This window comes from Flavobacterium azooxidireducens (assembly GCF_023195775.1).
GTDB classification, from domain to species: domain Bacteria; phylum Bacteroidota; class Bacteroidia; order Flavobacteriales; family Flavobacteriaceae; genus Flavobacterium; species Flavobacterium azooxidireducens.
In genome coordinates this window covers 1,343,826-1,358,245 of record NZ_CP096205.1, presented here as the reverse complement: position 1 = coordinate 1,358,245, position 14,420 = coordinate 1,343,826, and the positions used below count along the sequence as shown (strand labels likewise).

The following is a 14,420-nucleotide window of genomic DNA, read 5'->3' as shown; positions in this document are numbered from 1 at the left end:
TAACTGTTTCTAAATCAATTGAAGTGATTATATCAAGTGCTAAATGTTTGATAATGATTACGAATAATATTTTGCTTGATTTAGCGAATAGTGAACTGGTTTACAAAAGAGGAGAGTTAAGAATAATTCATTTTATATTTTTAAAACAAGTATTAAAATTAACTTATTTTAATACCATTTAGACATAAAAAAAGCCTGAAATTAATCAGGCTTCTTGAAATAGTAAAATATTTAATTTTTATTCGATTGTAAAATTATCAAAAACTAAATCATAAGGTTGTCCGCTTCCGATTTTTAATGCAAATAAGTTGGCAGAAAAATTGGTTAAATTTATTGGACCATCTATAGTTGTTAAATCAAGCGTTATTTGAACCCATTGACCGCCAGTGTTAATAGCACCACCGTATTGATTATTTGCTGCAACACCAACCGTTTTAGTTGCTAATACTTCACCTAAATTAAATGCAAAATATCCGCTAGTTTCTTTATACACATTTAAAGATAAAGATTTTGTTCCAGAAGTTCCTTTCATCCAAAAACGAATTTTTGTTGGATTTTCAGGTAATCCACTGTAGGCTAATGTTGTAAAAACAAAATCATTACCTCCTGCACCTGTTGTGTTAATACGAAGCGAGTTACTGTTTTCTATTCCGGTTCCTGCACTTTGTGTGGCATAAGCTTGAAGACCGAAAGAGTTTAAAGATCCGGTAAAAGCACTCCAATTTTCAAAATCTCCGCCTGGGAAAAGCAACACAGAATTTTCTCCTGGTTCTTCAGGTTCTTCTGGTATTGGTTCACCTAAAACATCTTGGTCAAGTTTAATATCGTTTGCAATACGTGCAACAAATTGAAAGTCTGAACTAAATTTTGTCATTACACCTCTCACTTTTCCACTTTTAAATGGAATAATACTTCCGGCATAAGTTGCAAAACTTCCTGTTCTAAAAATTACAGTGTTATCATCAATATCTCTAATAGTTCTGTTTGTAGAGCCTCCTAAAACAACATTAGGATCGTAATATGGCTTACCCATTTCTGCAGCTAAAAATTCAACTTCACTTAATTCGATAAGTTTATTAATATAATTATTGTTCTTGGCTTGCATAACTGTAACATGGTGTACAAGGTCTTCTTCAGATTTATAATCACATGATAAAAGAATTACATCTTTTACACTGTTTTCTGCAATTCTTCCTACATTGTTATTAAACAATTGACCTAAAACTAAAGAACTATGATTAATTTGAAAGTATAAATTATTTAATTTAATAAATACTTTTCTTCCAACTTCAAACCCTTTTGTATAGGTGTTATAAACGTCAACAGCAACGCTAAAACCTTTTCCATCTGCAGATTCCATTGAAATGGTTTTAAAGAAGTTTCCTCCGCCATCACTAGAAGTAATATAAGCTTCAAGATAGGCGTCTTCTGCAGAAACATATTGGGTTGCAGATGAACTAGCAAGAGCATATAATTCTGTAGCCGTTACATTAGCGGTAAGACCGTTTGTTGCATCAACACACGAAGAAATTGGTGTGCTGTAATCGTCATCATTAGCACAGCCAAAAGTAAGGCCGACTAAAAGAAATGAATAAAAAATGTTTTTTAAAATAGATTTCATAGCTTTTTTTTAATATATAATAAAATTGTCAACTTCAAAACCAGCGGTTAAAGTACTTGTATTACCCACCGCTTTAAAAGCAATGTTAAAAGGTCCTTCAATTGCTGACAAGTCAAAATTACCCGAAGAAACGAATGTAAAATTTGAATCACTCGATTGAGGCATTCTAAAGTTACTAGTAATACGAGTCCATGTTGCCGTAGTTACATTGCTGTCATAATTGGTAGAAATATAAACATCAAAGGTGTTAGAAGGATTGCTTAAGAAACTATGTGCAGATTCAAAGATTAATCTTTTCCCAATGTTAGAATCAAATTCAAATTTTGGAGATATTAACCAAGCAATATTTGAAGGTTCACCAGACTGAAAGGATGAAAATCTAACAGTTCCATTACTGCTAAATGTTTTTTCTGTCCAATTTATACTACCAGCCTCAACATGTGTTGACCAGCCTTCAAAACTAACAGGAGCATTATTTGTTGCTGTTTGAAAGTCTTCAACATAAACAGGAACAGTTATTTCTGGGATTGCAAAATCATCATCACTTACACATGAAATGGTGATAAGCGAAATAAGAACAAAGGTGAATTTTAATAAATTTTTCATTTTTCTTTTCTTAATAATTAAAAGTTAACATATAAGTTTAAGAAGTAATTACGTCCAAATCCATAGAAATATCTTGGACCAAATGAACGAGCAGGACCTTGGTGATCTCTGTCAACTTCTGTAAAACTAGCATTACGTCCTTGTTCAAAACCGCCTGTTTTATAGCGTTGATCGAATACATTGTTTAAACTTGCAAAAAATCCAAACGTTTTATTGTTGATTCTCCAAGATTTACCGCCTACCAAATTTACTAAAACTACCGATTCAAATTGCTCTTGTTTTAAATATTTTCTAACGTTTTCTTCAGAAGCATCAGGCAAAGAAAGACCAATTGGGCTATCTGGATCTAACACAAAATTATCTGTACGCATTAAAGCAGCAATGTCTAAATAATTATTATCTAAATAATTTGCGTTTGCACCAATCCACCAGAATTTAGGATTTCTATATTCTATCCCTAAAGATGCAGCTGTTTGCGGCATACCGGATTGTTTATAGTTTTTTAGTTTTGCTTCTCCTAAATCAAAAACACCTTTTAAGTTATCTATGTTTAAAGAAACATTAGGGTTGTTGGTATAAATATGTTGTCCATAGCCAATAACCCCATTAAGCTTGATTGTTTGAGAGATTTGATATTCTGCACCAAACTCAAGACCCAAATTTTGTTTGTCTAAACCATTAACAATTTCGGCAACAAAACGATTTCCTTCTGAACCAGAACCAACAACTCCAAGTCCTTCGGCAAAGAAAAACCCGATTTCAGTTGCATCTTGAATTTTAGAATAATAACCTGTTAAACGACTTTTAAACTTTGGTGCTCTTATGATGTAGCTCGCGTCAACACTAGAAATAGTTTCGCTTTTTAAATCGTTTGTAATAGCGTTGTTTAAACGAGCATTTGGAAACGTGTTTCTCATTGTTGGAGCCTTAGTCATATAAATGGCATTAAAATCAAATAAATGACGACCTGTTAATTTATATGTAAATCCTCCTTTGAAACCAAAGTTTTCAAAAATAGCTTTTGCTCCTTTGCCCAAAGAAGATTCAGGATAAATACCATTTTGATATAAACCTTCTCTTTGGTATTGTGTGCGAGTATAGTTTTGTGCTAAATAGAAGTCAAATTTATCATAAGTAAATTTAAACTGAGTAAATGCATCTACCACATCTGCGTGAAGAATGTAGTTGTAGCCATAACGGTCACCAACTCCAACGCTTCTGTCTGGGTTTCTCAAGTCTGCTTGTTGCTCACTTCCCAAAAAGAATGGGTCATAATCCAAGAAATACTCACCTCCCAAAAGATCTAGTACATTTTGAAAATTTTCAGATTTTAATTTTCTGTAATTCACTCCGGCATTCATAATAATGTTGTCAGAAACAGAAGAATTAAAAATAGAGTTTGCCGTAAACATTTTGTCATCTGTTCTATCTTCATAAAGAACATAAACGCTTCTTCCCGGTTCTAATACATTGTTCGTGTTTGCCTGATACATTGCGTCCCAGTTAACTTGTCTGTCTGTTAAGAATCGTGCATTTTGAGCAGCTTCAAAATCAGGAGTCCATACGCCATTATCGTGCAATGTAGTAAAGTAACTCGGTAAGTTTCTGTAATAAGTTGGATCTGGATTATCTGCTTTATAAAAATCTAAACGAGAGTTTCCAATTTTACCTGTTTGATAAGAAACGTTTGTTTGAAGTTTACTTTTGTTAGTAAGTTTCCAATAGTGGCTCAAAATTAAAATAGGTTCTTCTAAATCTTTATCTCTAGAATTTCTTTTTTTACCATCTTGCCAACCCCAATAAGAGTTGTAGTTTATACCAGCAATATTGTTTGCTTCTTCCGTATTTGGTGAGTTTTTACCTCTATTATTCTGAGCATAAATGCTAGTGAAATTTAGACTGTGATTTTCATTAAATCTTTTTTCAACACTGGCAAAAAGAGATTTTGCGTCATAATCTGTTCCTTCAAATTGAGCTTCATTTGCCCATCTACCAGAGGCAGAAACTACAAACGCCCATCCTTTTTGATTCATTCCAGAGGCATGTGTAACCATACTTCTCCAGTTATAATTGGTGTTGGCACCTGAAAATGAAATTCTTGTCCCTTTTCTAAAAACAGAAGCTCTTGTGTTAATGGTTTGAGTTCCTAAAACTCCTCCAAAAGTATAATCAACTGGAGCAGAACCATTGGTGAATTCTTGATTTCTTGTAGCATCATTTAAACCTCCCCAGTTACCCCATTGTGGTCTACCATCATACAATTTGTTCATCATTACACCATTAATCATAGTCGAGCCATATTCATTATCCAAACCTCTAACTCTAAATCTAGCTTGACCAAGATTAAAAGCAGCTGTTTGAAGAAATACATCTCTTGAAGCTTGAAGTAATCCCGAAGTGTTTTCAGAACCACTATTATCATCACCTAAATCGTTTTCTGTTAAAGTAATTAAACTTAGCTGTTGTTCTACACGCATGTCTTCTTCAAACACAATTATTCCTAAATCAAGTAGTTGATTTTCTTCAACTTCAATGTTCAAAAGCTGTCTAGAATATCCGTCACTTTTTAGTTCAAGTAACTGATTTCCGGCTGGAACATCTTCTAATAGAAAAACACCATCAGAAGAAGTCAATCTCATTAAGGTAGTGTTTTGAACTGTTACAATTACGCTCTGTAACGGTTTTTGTGTTTTAGAATCAACCACTTTTCCGGTAATTTTTCCCGGGTTTTGTGCCATTCCTAAGAACACTTGCATCACAAGTAAAATACTAAAAACAAGTTTTTTCATAAATAAAATTATAATTATTTTTAATTTTTGTTAAGTTAATTATTTCTTAACAGCCTGCAAATGTACATTATTTAATAATATTATTTACTTTTGGTGCGAAGTTTGTATCAAACTTGACAGTAATTTAATATACAATTTATGAAAATTAAACAATTTATTGCGGCTTTTCTTGTCATTTCCTCAATGAACAGCGTCATTGCTCAGGACAAAAAATTTAAAGTGCATACCGTTGCATTCTACAATCTTGAAAATCTTTTCGATACAAAAGATGACGAAGGAGTTAATGATTCAGAATATACACCGGCAAATGGTTGGACAAAAGAAAAATATCAACAAAAATTAAGAAACCTCGAAAGAGTAATTTCTGAAATTGGCACCAGCGATCAACAAACCAATTCTCCTGTCATTTTAGGCGTTTGCGAAATTGAAAACAGAGGTGTTCTCGAAGATTTAATCAAAATGCCAAAATTAGCAGCAAAAGATTACGGCATTGTTCACTACGATTCTCCAGACAAAAGAGGAATTGATACCGGTTTCCTTTACCAAAAGAAACATTTCACCCCAACAAGTTCAGTCAATATTCCTTTAATGATTCAAAACATTGACGGTAGCGGAAATAGAGTGTACACCAGAGACCAATTATTAGTAACCGGATTTTTAGATGGCGAAGAAATGCATTTCATCGTAAACCACTGGCCTTCCCGTTCCGGTGGAGAAAAAAGAAGTAGCCCTTACCGTGAAGCAGCTGGAGCTTTAAACAAAAAAATTATCGATTCACTTCAAAAAATCAATCCGGATGCCAAAGTAATAACGATGGGCGATTTAAACGATGGTCCTTATAATAAGAGCGTTAAAAAATTCCTAGGTGCAAAAGCTAAAAAAGAAGACGTAAAGCCTGGCGAGATATTCAACCCTATGGAAGAAATGTCAAACAAAGGAATTGGTTCGCTTGCCTACCGTGATGCGTGGGATTTATTCGATCAAATGATGTTCACAGAACCTTTCATCCGTAAAGATTACGATTCTTTCCGTTTTTGGAAAGCAGGCGTTTTCAACAAACCCTATTTAGTACAAACCACAGGTCAATACAAAGGCTACCCACTTAGAAATTCTGGTGGCGAAGCTGGTTTTAGCGATCACTTTGCAGTATATGCTTACCTCATTAAAGAAGTAAAATAAATTCAAAAGCCGATTCAGTTCGGCTTTTTTTATTTCGTAAATTTACATTTCAAAATATAAAACCATGGCAATCCAAAAACCATTCAATCTCAACCAATGGATTGAAGAAAACCGTCACTTACTCAAACCACCCGTTGGCAATAAAAATATATACATTGATTCCGGTGATTATATTGTCATGATAGTTGCCGGTCCAAACGCCCGAAAAGACTACCATTACAACGAAACCGAAGAACTATTCTACCAACTCGAAGGAAACATCACCGTTTATGTGCAAGATAACGGAGAGAAAATTGCCATGGAACTCGGTCCCGGCGATATGTTTTTATTACCCGCCAAAACGCCACATTCACCTGTTCGTCAAGAAAATTCAATCGGTTTAGTCGTCGAAAGAAAACGTATTGGCCAAGAAATTCCCGACGGATTACTCTGGTTCTGCGACAATTGCAACCATAAATTATACGAAGTTTATTTTGAACTCAAAGACATCGAAAAAGATTTCTTAGGTCATTTTCAACACTTCTATAATTCCCAAGAACTCCGAACCTGCCAAAACTGCGGCACCGTCATGGAAACCGATCCGCGATTTATCGCAAAATAATTAAATCAGCGAATCAGCGGCAATTTTTTTCGCCACTGATTCGCTGATTTTTATAAAAAAAATTCAGTAGTTTTTTCGGCAGACAATTCCCGCTGTCCGTTACAAGTTTTTCAAAAAAAATTAAGTTTTGCAAGCCACCCAAAGAGCTTCCGCTGGTCGCTTTTGTTTGGCAGCAAAACTAAAAATTTTTCTCAAAAAAGCTTTCCACTACCATCGGGGCTGCAATTCACTGCTCCACAACAAAATCAGTTTTCCAAAACAAAAAAAATCGGTATCTTCGCAAAAAAATATAACAAAAACCTTTAAAAAAGTTATAATGTCAACAATCGCACAACAATTCGGTATGACCGAAGCCCTGAAAATATTAGGCATAAAACCCATCAACGAAGGAACTTCCACCGGAAACAACCATTTTTCCAATGGTGAAATCATCGAAAGTTATTCTCCCGTAGATGGTCAATTAATCGCAAAAGTAAAAGCGTCCACCGCAGCCGATTACGAAAAAGTAATGCAAACTGCCACCGAAGCATTCAAAACTTTCCGTTTAATGCCAGCTCCTCATCGTGGCGAAATCGTTCGTCAGTTTGGCGAAAAATTGAGAAAGTACAAAGAACCACTCGGAAAATTAGTTTCCTACGAAATGGGAAAATCACTCCAAGAAGGTTACGGCGAAGTGCAGGAAATGATTGACATTTGCGATTTTGCAGTAGGTTTATCACGTCAATTACACGGTTTAACGATGCATTCAGAACGTCCCGGACACAGAATGTACGAACAATATCATCCGCTTGGCGTAGTCGGAATTATTTCGGCTTTTAACTTTCCGGTTGCCGTTTGGTCTTGGAATACCGCTTTGGCTTGGATTTGTGGCGACGTTTGCGTTTGGAAACCATCCGAAAAAACTCCACTTTGTGGCGTTGCTTGTCAAAACATCATCGCAGAAGTGTTGAAAGAAAATAATCTTCCGGAAGGAATCTCGTGTTTAATCAACGGCGATTACAAAGTTGGCGAATTAATGACGCACGATAAACGTGTTCCTTTAGTTTCGGCAACCGGTTCAACCCGAATGGGTAAAATTGTTGCTCAAGCTTGTGCCGCTCGTTTAGGAAATTCATTGTTAGAATTAGGTGGAAACAACGCTATCATCGTCACTCCGGATGCCGACATCAAAATGACGGTTATCGGTGCCGTTTTTGGAGCCGTGGGAACAGCCGGACAACGTTGTACTTCAACGCGACGATTAATCATTCACGAAAGTATTTATGATAAAGTAAAAGATGCCATTGTTTCAGCCTACAATCAATTACGCATCGGAAATCCATTAGATCAAAACAACCACGTTGGACCTCTAATTGATGTGGATGCCGTAGAATCATACAAAAAAGCCTTAGAAAAAGTAGTTTCCGAAGGCGGGAAACTAATCGTTCCGGGCGGTGTTTTATCCGGAGAAGGTTATGAAAGTGGTTGCTATGTAAAACCAGCCATTGCCGAAGCAAACAATTCATTTGAAATCGTGCAACACGAAACATTTGCTCCGGTTTTATATTTACTAAAATATTCCGGCGATGTACACAATGCCATCGAAATTCAAAATGGTGTTGCTCAAGGATTATCATCTGCGATTATGACCAATAATTTACGTGAAGCCGAAGCTTTTCTATCAGTTGCCGGTTCAGATTGCGGAATTGCCAACGTAAACATCGGAACTTCCGGTGCCGAAATCGGCGGAGCTTTTGGAGGCGAAAAAGACACAGGCGGTGGTCGCGAATCAGGATCTGATGCTTGGAAAATTTATATGCGAAGACAAACCAATACAATCAATTATACAACCAGTTTGCCCTTGGCACAAGGAATTAAATTTGATTTGTAGTCTTGAGAACATAGAATATAGAACATAGAGAATAGAAAGCCTTGCAAATTTTATTATTTGCAGGGTTTTTTAGTAATATTATTGAAAGGTCAAAGAATATGATTTATTGTCTCACACAAGAAATTTATAGGTGTTTTTAAAATTAACGAGTTTTTTATTTTACATTTTCTTGTTTAAGTTTGTTATCATGATAAATTATAAGAGGTTACTTTTTTTCATTTATATTTTTCAAAATAATTTAAAACCACTAATTATATTCTATCAATTTTGACAAAAGGTTTATCAAAAATATTTAATGAATGAGTTTAAAGTATAGAAATAATTCTACAAAAAAACGAAAAAATTCTACAAGCTAAATTTTTACTTTTTTATATTTTAGCAGTGAATTTATGAATTAAATAAGAGTATATCAATTCTATAATTAAATTTCGTGTCGATAATATTTTAAATTATTAATCAATAAATTTTATAAAATGAAGAAGTTATTAACATTTAGTTTTTTTATCATATCTTTTTATTCTTTTGGACAAACAGAAAATAAAATTTCAAAAGATGAGTATAAGAATATTGGTTTTTTCAATATTACAAAATTTGGATATATTGGCGTTACTAATCTCAAACAAGAACGCTTTATAGAAGGAGAAGGAAATATTTTTTCAGATTTAGAGACAGACAAAGCCCATGCTTGGAGTCTTCAAACTATTAATGGATATTTTTTGTCACCATCATTTTCTTTAGGGATTGGGGTTGGTCTTGATGGCTATCATAATCCTGATTTCAACACATTGCCTGTTGTTTTAGATACACGGTTTTATTTTTCTGATGATAGCGATTCTTTTTATACTTTTTTAAATATTGGACCAAGTGTACGAATTGGAGGAGAGAATTCAAAGTTTAGAAAAGGTATGGTTTTTAACATTGGAGCAGGCTATAAATTCAAAGTAGCAAACAATTTGTTTTTAGTTTCAGATATTTATTATGCTCACAAAACAGTTAGTTTTACTGATGAATGGATTGGAACATCAGACGATGTTATTAAAGCAAATGGGTTTGGATTAAGTTTAGGAGTGATTTTCTAATTTATATTATTAACCAATTAATTTATTATTTATGAAAAATTATTTTGTCAATTTTTTATCTGCTCTATTGTTAATTTCCTGCTCAAATGATATTGAAAAAGAGGAGACTAGTTTAGTTTTAGATTCCAGAAAAATGAAAGCATCGCTTGTTGATGGTAGATTACATTTTAATTCTTTGGATGATTTTAAGAATTCTATAGAGTATTTAAAAACTCTGAAGGACGAAGAAGTTGAAGCCATAATGTATGAATATTACGATGAAGGTTTTATGCCATTATATCCATTTTATAAAGAAGAGGATGAAGTATTGATTAGAGAATTTGTAGAGAAAAAGAAAGATCGTTTAAATCAAGGAAGCATAGTCATGAGAACTGATGAAAGTATTGTTGAGGATGATGAAATTGGTGATGATGATCCGGAAGCTTATGTTGAACCAGATGATGATTTAATTAGGTGATGATTATTTTGCAGGGTTGCTAAACTTTGAAAGAGAGATTGTAGTTGAAGATAAACTTTATAGATATACTCATGAAGGAGTTTTTAGAGTAAAACTAGACAAGAAAGTTGATTTAGATGTTTATATATTAGAGAATAATATTAATGAGATTAATATCCCTGATCCAAATACTATTCAAAGAGGATTGGTACAAGTAACCCCAACAATTGAAAGATTTGCACCTCAAACCATTGGAGGTTGTGGTTCTCAAGTTCATGTAATTCAGCCATATGAACAATATCCTATTTTTTATAATGATTTTGTTAATTCTGATTGTTATGGAAATAATTTTGGTGGTGGAGGAAGTTATTCAGTAGGCTCTGGGACAACTCCCTCTCCTAATCATACGGAGAGTATGAAAAATTATATGAAAAATTTACTGCCTTGTGATTCTCAAAGTGGAGGAATATTTGGTTGGAATCCATTCGGGACAAGTAGAAAATGCCATTCATACCATAGTAGTAATCATAGAGTAAAAACTAAATATTGGAATGAAAACTTATTAGTTTACACATCTATAGGTGTAAAAGTAAAGCATCAAAGAAAAAATTGTTGTTGGTGGTATGCTAGAAACACAGACGAAGTAGCACTAGTTATAAATCAAGCAATGTTTGCAATCACCTATCAAAATCAAATTCCAAATTATAATGCCATGCCAACATCTTCGTCCAATAATCAAAGATTGTACTACTATGATGGTAAATTCTATGATAATTTTTCTGCTTCTTATATGGTAGCTACAGGATGGACTCCATCAAGTGATTTTCTTGTTCCAAAGACACCTTTTCAAGAGGATATCATAATACAAGAATTTATAGATTTACCAATATTAAGAAATATGAATGATATTGAAATTGAAGCAAAGGAAATTAATAAACAGTTTTGGGAACAGGGAGTTTGGAATGGTGTAAACACATTATTGAGTCGGTTTGGCAAAACACCAAGAAAAATGACTTATATTTTAACAACACCACAAAAAGTATATGTTAATTACATAGATCTTACACAGCGAAAGACAAATGAAAAAAAGATTGTAGATGTACTTGATTATGATTGGGGTGGTACAATTAGTTTCAAATGGACTATTAATGGTGATGGTAGCTGGTCTAGCAATATAAATGACTGGAGTAATCCTCTTTCGTATGTAAAAGCATTTGATTTTACTGATTTGACTGATTTCGAAACACTTTCCATGGATTTTGTAGGTATGTCGAGAAGAGGTAATGCGTGGAAAGGTAGTAGAATAGTTTATAAAAAAGAATAATTCTTATTTCATCAATATTTAAAACCCTGCAAATAATAAAATTTGCAGGGTTTTTTTACGCAACTTTTTCATTGTTTTAGCATCTATTTAATAACCAAAAAAAATAAACAATGAAAAAGATTTTTTTACTATTGGCTTGTATGCCTTTATTTCTTGCAACGTCATGCAATAATGATGATGATGATGTAAACTGTACTCTAGTGGCTTTAGCAGGTTTAAACGTTACTGTTAAAGATGCTGTTACTGATGAAGTTTTGTCAACAGGAGTTATGGTTATTGCACAAGATGGAACTTACACGGAAACATTAGAGCAATTACCAAATAATGAAATTCCCGTTTTTATTGGAGCTTGGGAACGAGTTGGAACGTATGTGGTAACAGTTTCCAAAGAAGGTTATCAAACATTTACCTCAGAACCAATTGTTGTAACTGCTGATGTTTGCCATGTTATTCCAGAACTACTAACGGTGGAACTTCAACCCAATTAAGACTGTTTGTTTTGTTTTAAATACGAAAACCCTGCTAAACTTGATGTTTAGCAGGGTTTTTACTTCGTAATCTTGTCATTCCAACTTAATGAGATTCCTCTTTCGTCGGAATGACAAAAATGCGTGAAAATCGTATCAATTATTTCGTTTTCTTCACATACTGCGTCAAAATAAAAATAGTTTGATTTTCAACTCTTCCTTCAATAAGATTTGCATCATCCCAAACTAATTTAATATTATGAACAGCGGCACCTCTTTTAGCTGTAAAATTGGCACCTTTAACATCCAAATCTTTAATCAAAACCACAGAATCACCATCTTTCAAGATGTTTCCGTTGGAATCTTTATGGATGATTTTACCTTCGTCGTCATCGGCTTCTCCGGTTGCTTTTGCCCATTCTAAGGCATCTTCTTCCAAATACATCATCTCCAGTAAATCGTGGTTTTTTAATCGAGCTAACATCCGCCAAGACACAATTTGCACCGGTAAATGTTCGCTCCACATGCTTTCATTCAAACCACGCCAATCTTCAGGATTTGTTGTCTCCGAATTTTCAATTTGATTCTTTAGATTTTGAGTAATTAAAAGACTGTTTTCTAAACTTTCTTCTGTTTTGGGAGCAACAGTGTAAACCACCAAATCTTCCTCTAGACCACTAATTTCACATTTAGAATCACTGCGGTCTCTTAATTTTTTTTCGGTAATAGCCACTTTATATATTCAAATTATAAATTAAAACAAGCACCAATATTAAATTGGAATTGGTTATTTAATTTATCATAACCCTCTATTTTGTTTTTGTATTTTGCAATAGGAAAACCAACTTCTGAAAACACGCCAAATCCATCAGAAAAGAAATAACGAGCTCCTAAGTGGCCACCAAAGTTTCTTAATCCTAAATTTAAACCAGGATAAACATCAAAATTTGAAGGTAGGCCAATTACGCTACCCAGATTTGCGTTAAAACGAGCTTTTAAATCAAAGCGGTCTTCAAATTTAGCTCCTTCGAATCCAGCAGGTTCATCAACACCTAAAAGGTATCCTGTTTGTACACCAACTGACATGTTTTCGCCAATTCCGTGGTCATAAAATAAAACAATTCCGGTTCCGTGGTCTTGAATATTGGCCCCTACCTGAAATTTTTGGTCTCCTTTTCCGCTATAAGCTTGTGCATTAGCTAAGAAACCACTCAAAATCAATCCAAATGTAAATAGTTTTTTCATCGTTAAAAAATTTTCACAAATATAAACAATTCTGTTTTAACATTAAACTACTAATTTCTACCTTTTTCGTTTGGATAAAGTTGTGGCAAGGGCTCGCTTTGCCAGTATTCCTTAGAATTAACATTAAAAATGGTAAGTGGGCCATGAAAAGCAGCACCAGTATCAATATTCCAAACACAGGCTTTGTTTATTGGAATGGTTTCGTTTATGCGAGTGGTTGGTGTATGTCCCAAATAAATCTCGTTGTATAAAGTGAACCTTTTCGGATAATAAGGATTTTCTTTAGTGAGCATTGGATTTAATGAAAGAGCGGTTTCCCACAATGTTCTATCCCAATAAAATAGTTTTGGAAAATACTCAAAAGCTATCCCATTCACATTCGTAAAACCGGCATGAATGAACAATCTATTTTGTTCGTCTAGATAATAGTCTTTTAACTGATTTTCTAAAAAATCGATGTGTTCTAACCGAGTTGCATGCGAAACTTTTTCATACGCATCAATGGTTGATTGACCGCCGTGCTTAAACCATTCTTGATTATAATCGTTTGTTTTTAAATAATTTAGAAGCAATTCATCGTGATTTCCTCTGATAAAAACACAAGGTTGTTTTTTGCTTAATTCGATTATAAAATTGATTACTTGAGGCGATTCACTCCACCCATCAACATAATCACCTAAGAAAATTAATGTATCATTTTTTGTGGCTTGGCTTCTTTCGAGTACTTGATGTAAAGCTCGAAGACCTCCGTGAATGTCACCGATTACAAATGTTTTAGTCATTGTTAAAGGAAATGGTTTTTTTACAAATGTAATTAAATTTTAACATTTCCTACACTTTTTGGGGAAAACCAAACTGTTAAATAGAAATAGTTTTACACCGTAATATTACAAGTACAAGGAATTCCCGAATTTTTTTAAAAAAACCAGCAAGCTATTGTTATTCAATGGTTTTGCAACAAAATCTTTTGTCAAATTTAAAATGTAATATCATGAAATCAATTAGTAAAAATGCACCACTACATAATTTAAAAACTGTTTTCTTTTCGTTATTGTTTGTTAGTTTTTTCTCTTTTTTTGTTTCTTGTACCACCGATGAATCAGATGAATTGATTTATAATTCTATTGCGGAAGAGGTGGAGGTTTTGGCTAATGATGAGGAGAACCAACCAATAAAAGATGGAAGTATAAAACCATAAAGTTA

Annotated in this window: 14 protein-coding genes; 8 read left to right on the top strand and 6 right to left on the bottom strand. The window is 33.7% G+C overall.

Features of this window, described 5'->3' with window-relative positions:
* Positions 1-238: 238 nt before the first annotated feature.
* The 3 genes from M0M57_RS06005 to M0M57_RS05995 are packed head-to-tail and all read right to left on the bottom strand — an operon-like array spanning position 239 to position 5,016.
* Positions 239-1,621 carry a DUF5689 domain-containing protein gene (locus tag M0M57_RS06005; RefSeq protein WP_248436285.1) on the bottom strand — a complete coding sequence of 461 codons (1,383 nt, stop codon included), beginning with the start codon at positions 1,619-1,621 and terminating at the stop codon, positions 239-241.
* Positions 1,622-1,630: 9 nt separating this feature from the next.
* Positions 1,631-2,227: a choice-of-anchor J domain-containing protein gene (locus M0M57_RS06000; RefSeq protein ID WP_248436284.1), complete on the bottom strand. Its 597-nt coding sequence runs from the start codon at positions 2,225-2,227 to the stop codon at positions 1,631-1,633.
* 17 nt (positions 2,228-2,244) lie between these two features.
* Positions 2,245-5,016 carry a carboxypeptidase-like regulatory domain-containing protein gene (locus tag M0M57_RS05995; protein WP_248436283.1) on the bottom strand — a complete coding sequence of 924 codons (2,772 nt, stop codon included), beginning with the start codon at positions 5,014-5,016 and terminating at the stop codon, positions 2,245-2,247.
* Between the two features lie 138 nt (positions 5,017-5,154).
* Between M0M57_RS05995 and M0M57_RS05990 the strand changes: the two genes are divergently transcribed.
* The 7 genes from M0M57_RS05990 (at position 5,155) to M0M57_RS05960 (ending at position 11,993) form a co-directional block, all read left to right on the top strand.
* Positions 5,155-6,195 (top strand): endonuclease/exonuclease/phosphatase family protein, encoded by a 1,041-nt coding sequence (locus M0M57_RS05990; protein ID WP_248436282.1) that lies wholly within the window; start codon positions 5,155-5,157, stop codon positions 6,193-6,195.
* 64 nt (positions 6,196-6,259) lie between these two features.
* The gene (locus tag M0M57_RS05985) at positions 6,260-6,796 is read left to right on the top strand and encodes a 3-hydroxyanthranilate 3,4-dioxygenase (protein WP_248436281.1); all 537 of its coding nucleotides are present in this window, start codon (positions 6,260-6,262) and stop codon (positions 6,794-6,796) included.
* Positions 6,797-7,112: 316 nt separating this feature from the next.
* Positions 7,113-8,666, top strand: a complete 1,554-nt coding sequence (gene amaB, locus M0M57_RS05980; protein WP_248436280.1) for an L-piperidine-6-carboxylate dehydrogenase — start codon at positions 7,113-7,115, stop codon at positions 8,664-8,666.
* A gap of 473 nt (positions 8,667-9,139) precedes the next feature.
* The gene (locus M0M57_RS05975) at positions 9,140-9,745 is read left to right on the top strand and encodes a hypothetical protein (RefSeq protein ID WP_248436279.1); all 606 of its coding nucleotides are present in this window, start codon (positions 9,140-9,142) and stop codon (positions 9,743-9,745) included.
* Positions 9,746-9,776: 31 nt separating this feature from the next.
* On the top strand, positions 9,777-10,202 hold the full coding sequence (locus tag M0M57_RS05970; protein WP_248436278.1) for a hypothetical protein: 426 nt from the start codon (positions 9,777-9,779) through the stop codon (positions 10,200-10,202).
* Between the two features lie 16 nt (positions 10,203-10,218).
* Entirely contained in the window at positions 10,219-11,505 is a 1,287-nt protein-coding gene (locus M0M57_RS05965; protein ID WP_248436277.1) for a hypothetical protein, read from the top strand.
* 110 nt (positions 11,506-11,615) lie between these two features.
* Entirely contained in the window at positions 11,616-11,993 is a 378-nt protein-coding gene (locus M0M57_RS05960) for a carboxypeptidase-like regulatory domain-containing protein (protein ID WP_248436276.1), read from the top strand.
* A 139-nt stretch (positions 11,994-12,132) separates the two neighbouring features.
* On the opposite strand, the gene M0M57_RS05955 is transcribed toward M0M57_RS05960, so the two are convergent.
* From M0M57_RS05955 to M0M57_RS05945, 3 genes are read right to left on the bottom strand one after another with little or no spacing between them, the layout of a single operon-like run.
* On the bottom strand, positions 12,133-12,705 hold the full coding sequence (locus tag M0M57_RS05955) for a PhnA domain-containing protein (RefSeq protein WP_248436275.1): 573 nt from the start codon (positions 12,703-12,705) through the stop codon (positions 12,133-12,135).
* Between the two features lie 14 nt (positions 12,706-12,719).
* Positions 12,720-13,217, bottom strand: a complete 498-nt coding sequence (locus tag M0M57_RS05950; protein ID WP_248436274.1) for a DUF6646 family protein — start codon at positions 13,215-13,217, stop codon at positions 12,720-12,722.
* Positions 13,218-13,267: 50 nt separating this feature from the next.
* A complete protein-coding gene (locus M0M57_RS05945) occupies positions 13,268-13,999 on the bottom strand; it encodes a metallophosphoesterase family protein (RefSeq protein WP_248436273.1) in 732 nt (243 codons plus the stop codon).
* Positions 14,000-14,208: 209 nt separating this feature from the next.
* Between M0M57_RS05945 and M0M57_RS05940 the strand changes: the two genes are divergently transcribed.
* Positions 14,209-14,415, top strand: a complete 207-nt coding sequence (locus M0M57_RS05940; RefSeq protein WP_248436272.1) for a hypothetical protein — start codon at positions 14,209-14,211, stop codon at positions 14,413-14,415.
* The last annotated feature ends 5 nt before the right edge of the window (positions 14,416-14,420 follow it).

Coding starts and splice junctions, on each gene's coding strand:
- amaB (WP_248436280.1), top strand. CDS start 7,113: ATGTCAACAATCGCACAACAATTCGGTATGACCGAAGCCCTGAAAATA.
- M0M57_RS05975 (WP_248436279.1), top strand. CDS start 9,140: ATGAAGAAGTTATTAACATTTAGTTTTTTTATCATATCTTTTTATTCT.
- M0M57_RS05995 (WP_248436283.1), bottom strand. CDS start 5,016: ATGAAAAAACTTGTTTTTAGTATTTTACTTGTGATGCAAGTGTTCTTA.
- M0M57_RS05985 (WP_248436281.1), top strand. CDS start 6,260: ATGGCAATCCAAAAACCATTCAATCTCAACCAATGGATTGAAGAAAAC.
- M0M57_RS06005 (WP_248436285.1), bottom strand. CDS start 1,621: ATGAAATCTATTTTAAAAAACATTTTTTATTCATTTCTTTTAGTCGGC.
- M0M57_RS05990 (WP_248436282.1), top strand. CDS start 5,155: ATGAAAATTAAACAATTTATTGCGGCTTTTCTTGTCATTTCCTCAATG.
- M0M57_RS05960 (WP_248436276.1), top strand. CDS start 11,616: ATGAAAAAGATTTTTTTACTATTGGCTTGTATGCCTTTATTTCTTGCA.
- M0M57_RS06000 (WP_248436284.1), bottom strand. CDS start 2,227: ATGAAAAATTTATTAAAATTCACCTTTGTTCTTATTTCGCTTATCACC.
- M0M57_RS05940 (WP_248436272.1), top strand. CDS start 14,209: ATGAAATCAATTAGTAAAAATGCACCACTACATAATTTAAAAACTGTT.
- M0M57_RS05945 (WP_248436273.1), bottom strand. CDS start 13,999: ATGACTAAAACATTTGTAATCGGTGACATTCACGGAGGTCTTCGAGCT.
- M0M57_RS05950 (WP_248436274.1), bottom strand. CDS start 13,217: ATGAAAAAACTATTTACATTTGGATTGATTTTGAGTGGTTTCTTAGCT.
- M0M57_RS05970 (WP_248436278.1), top strand. CDS start 9,777: ATGAAAAATTATTTTGTCAATTTTTTATCTGCTCTATTGTTAATTTCC.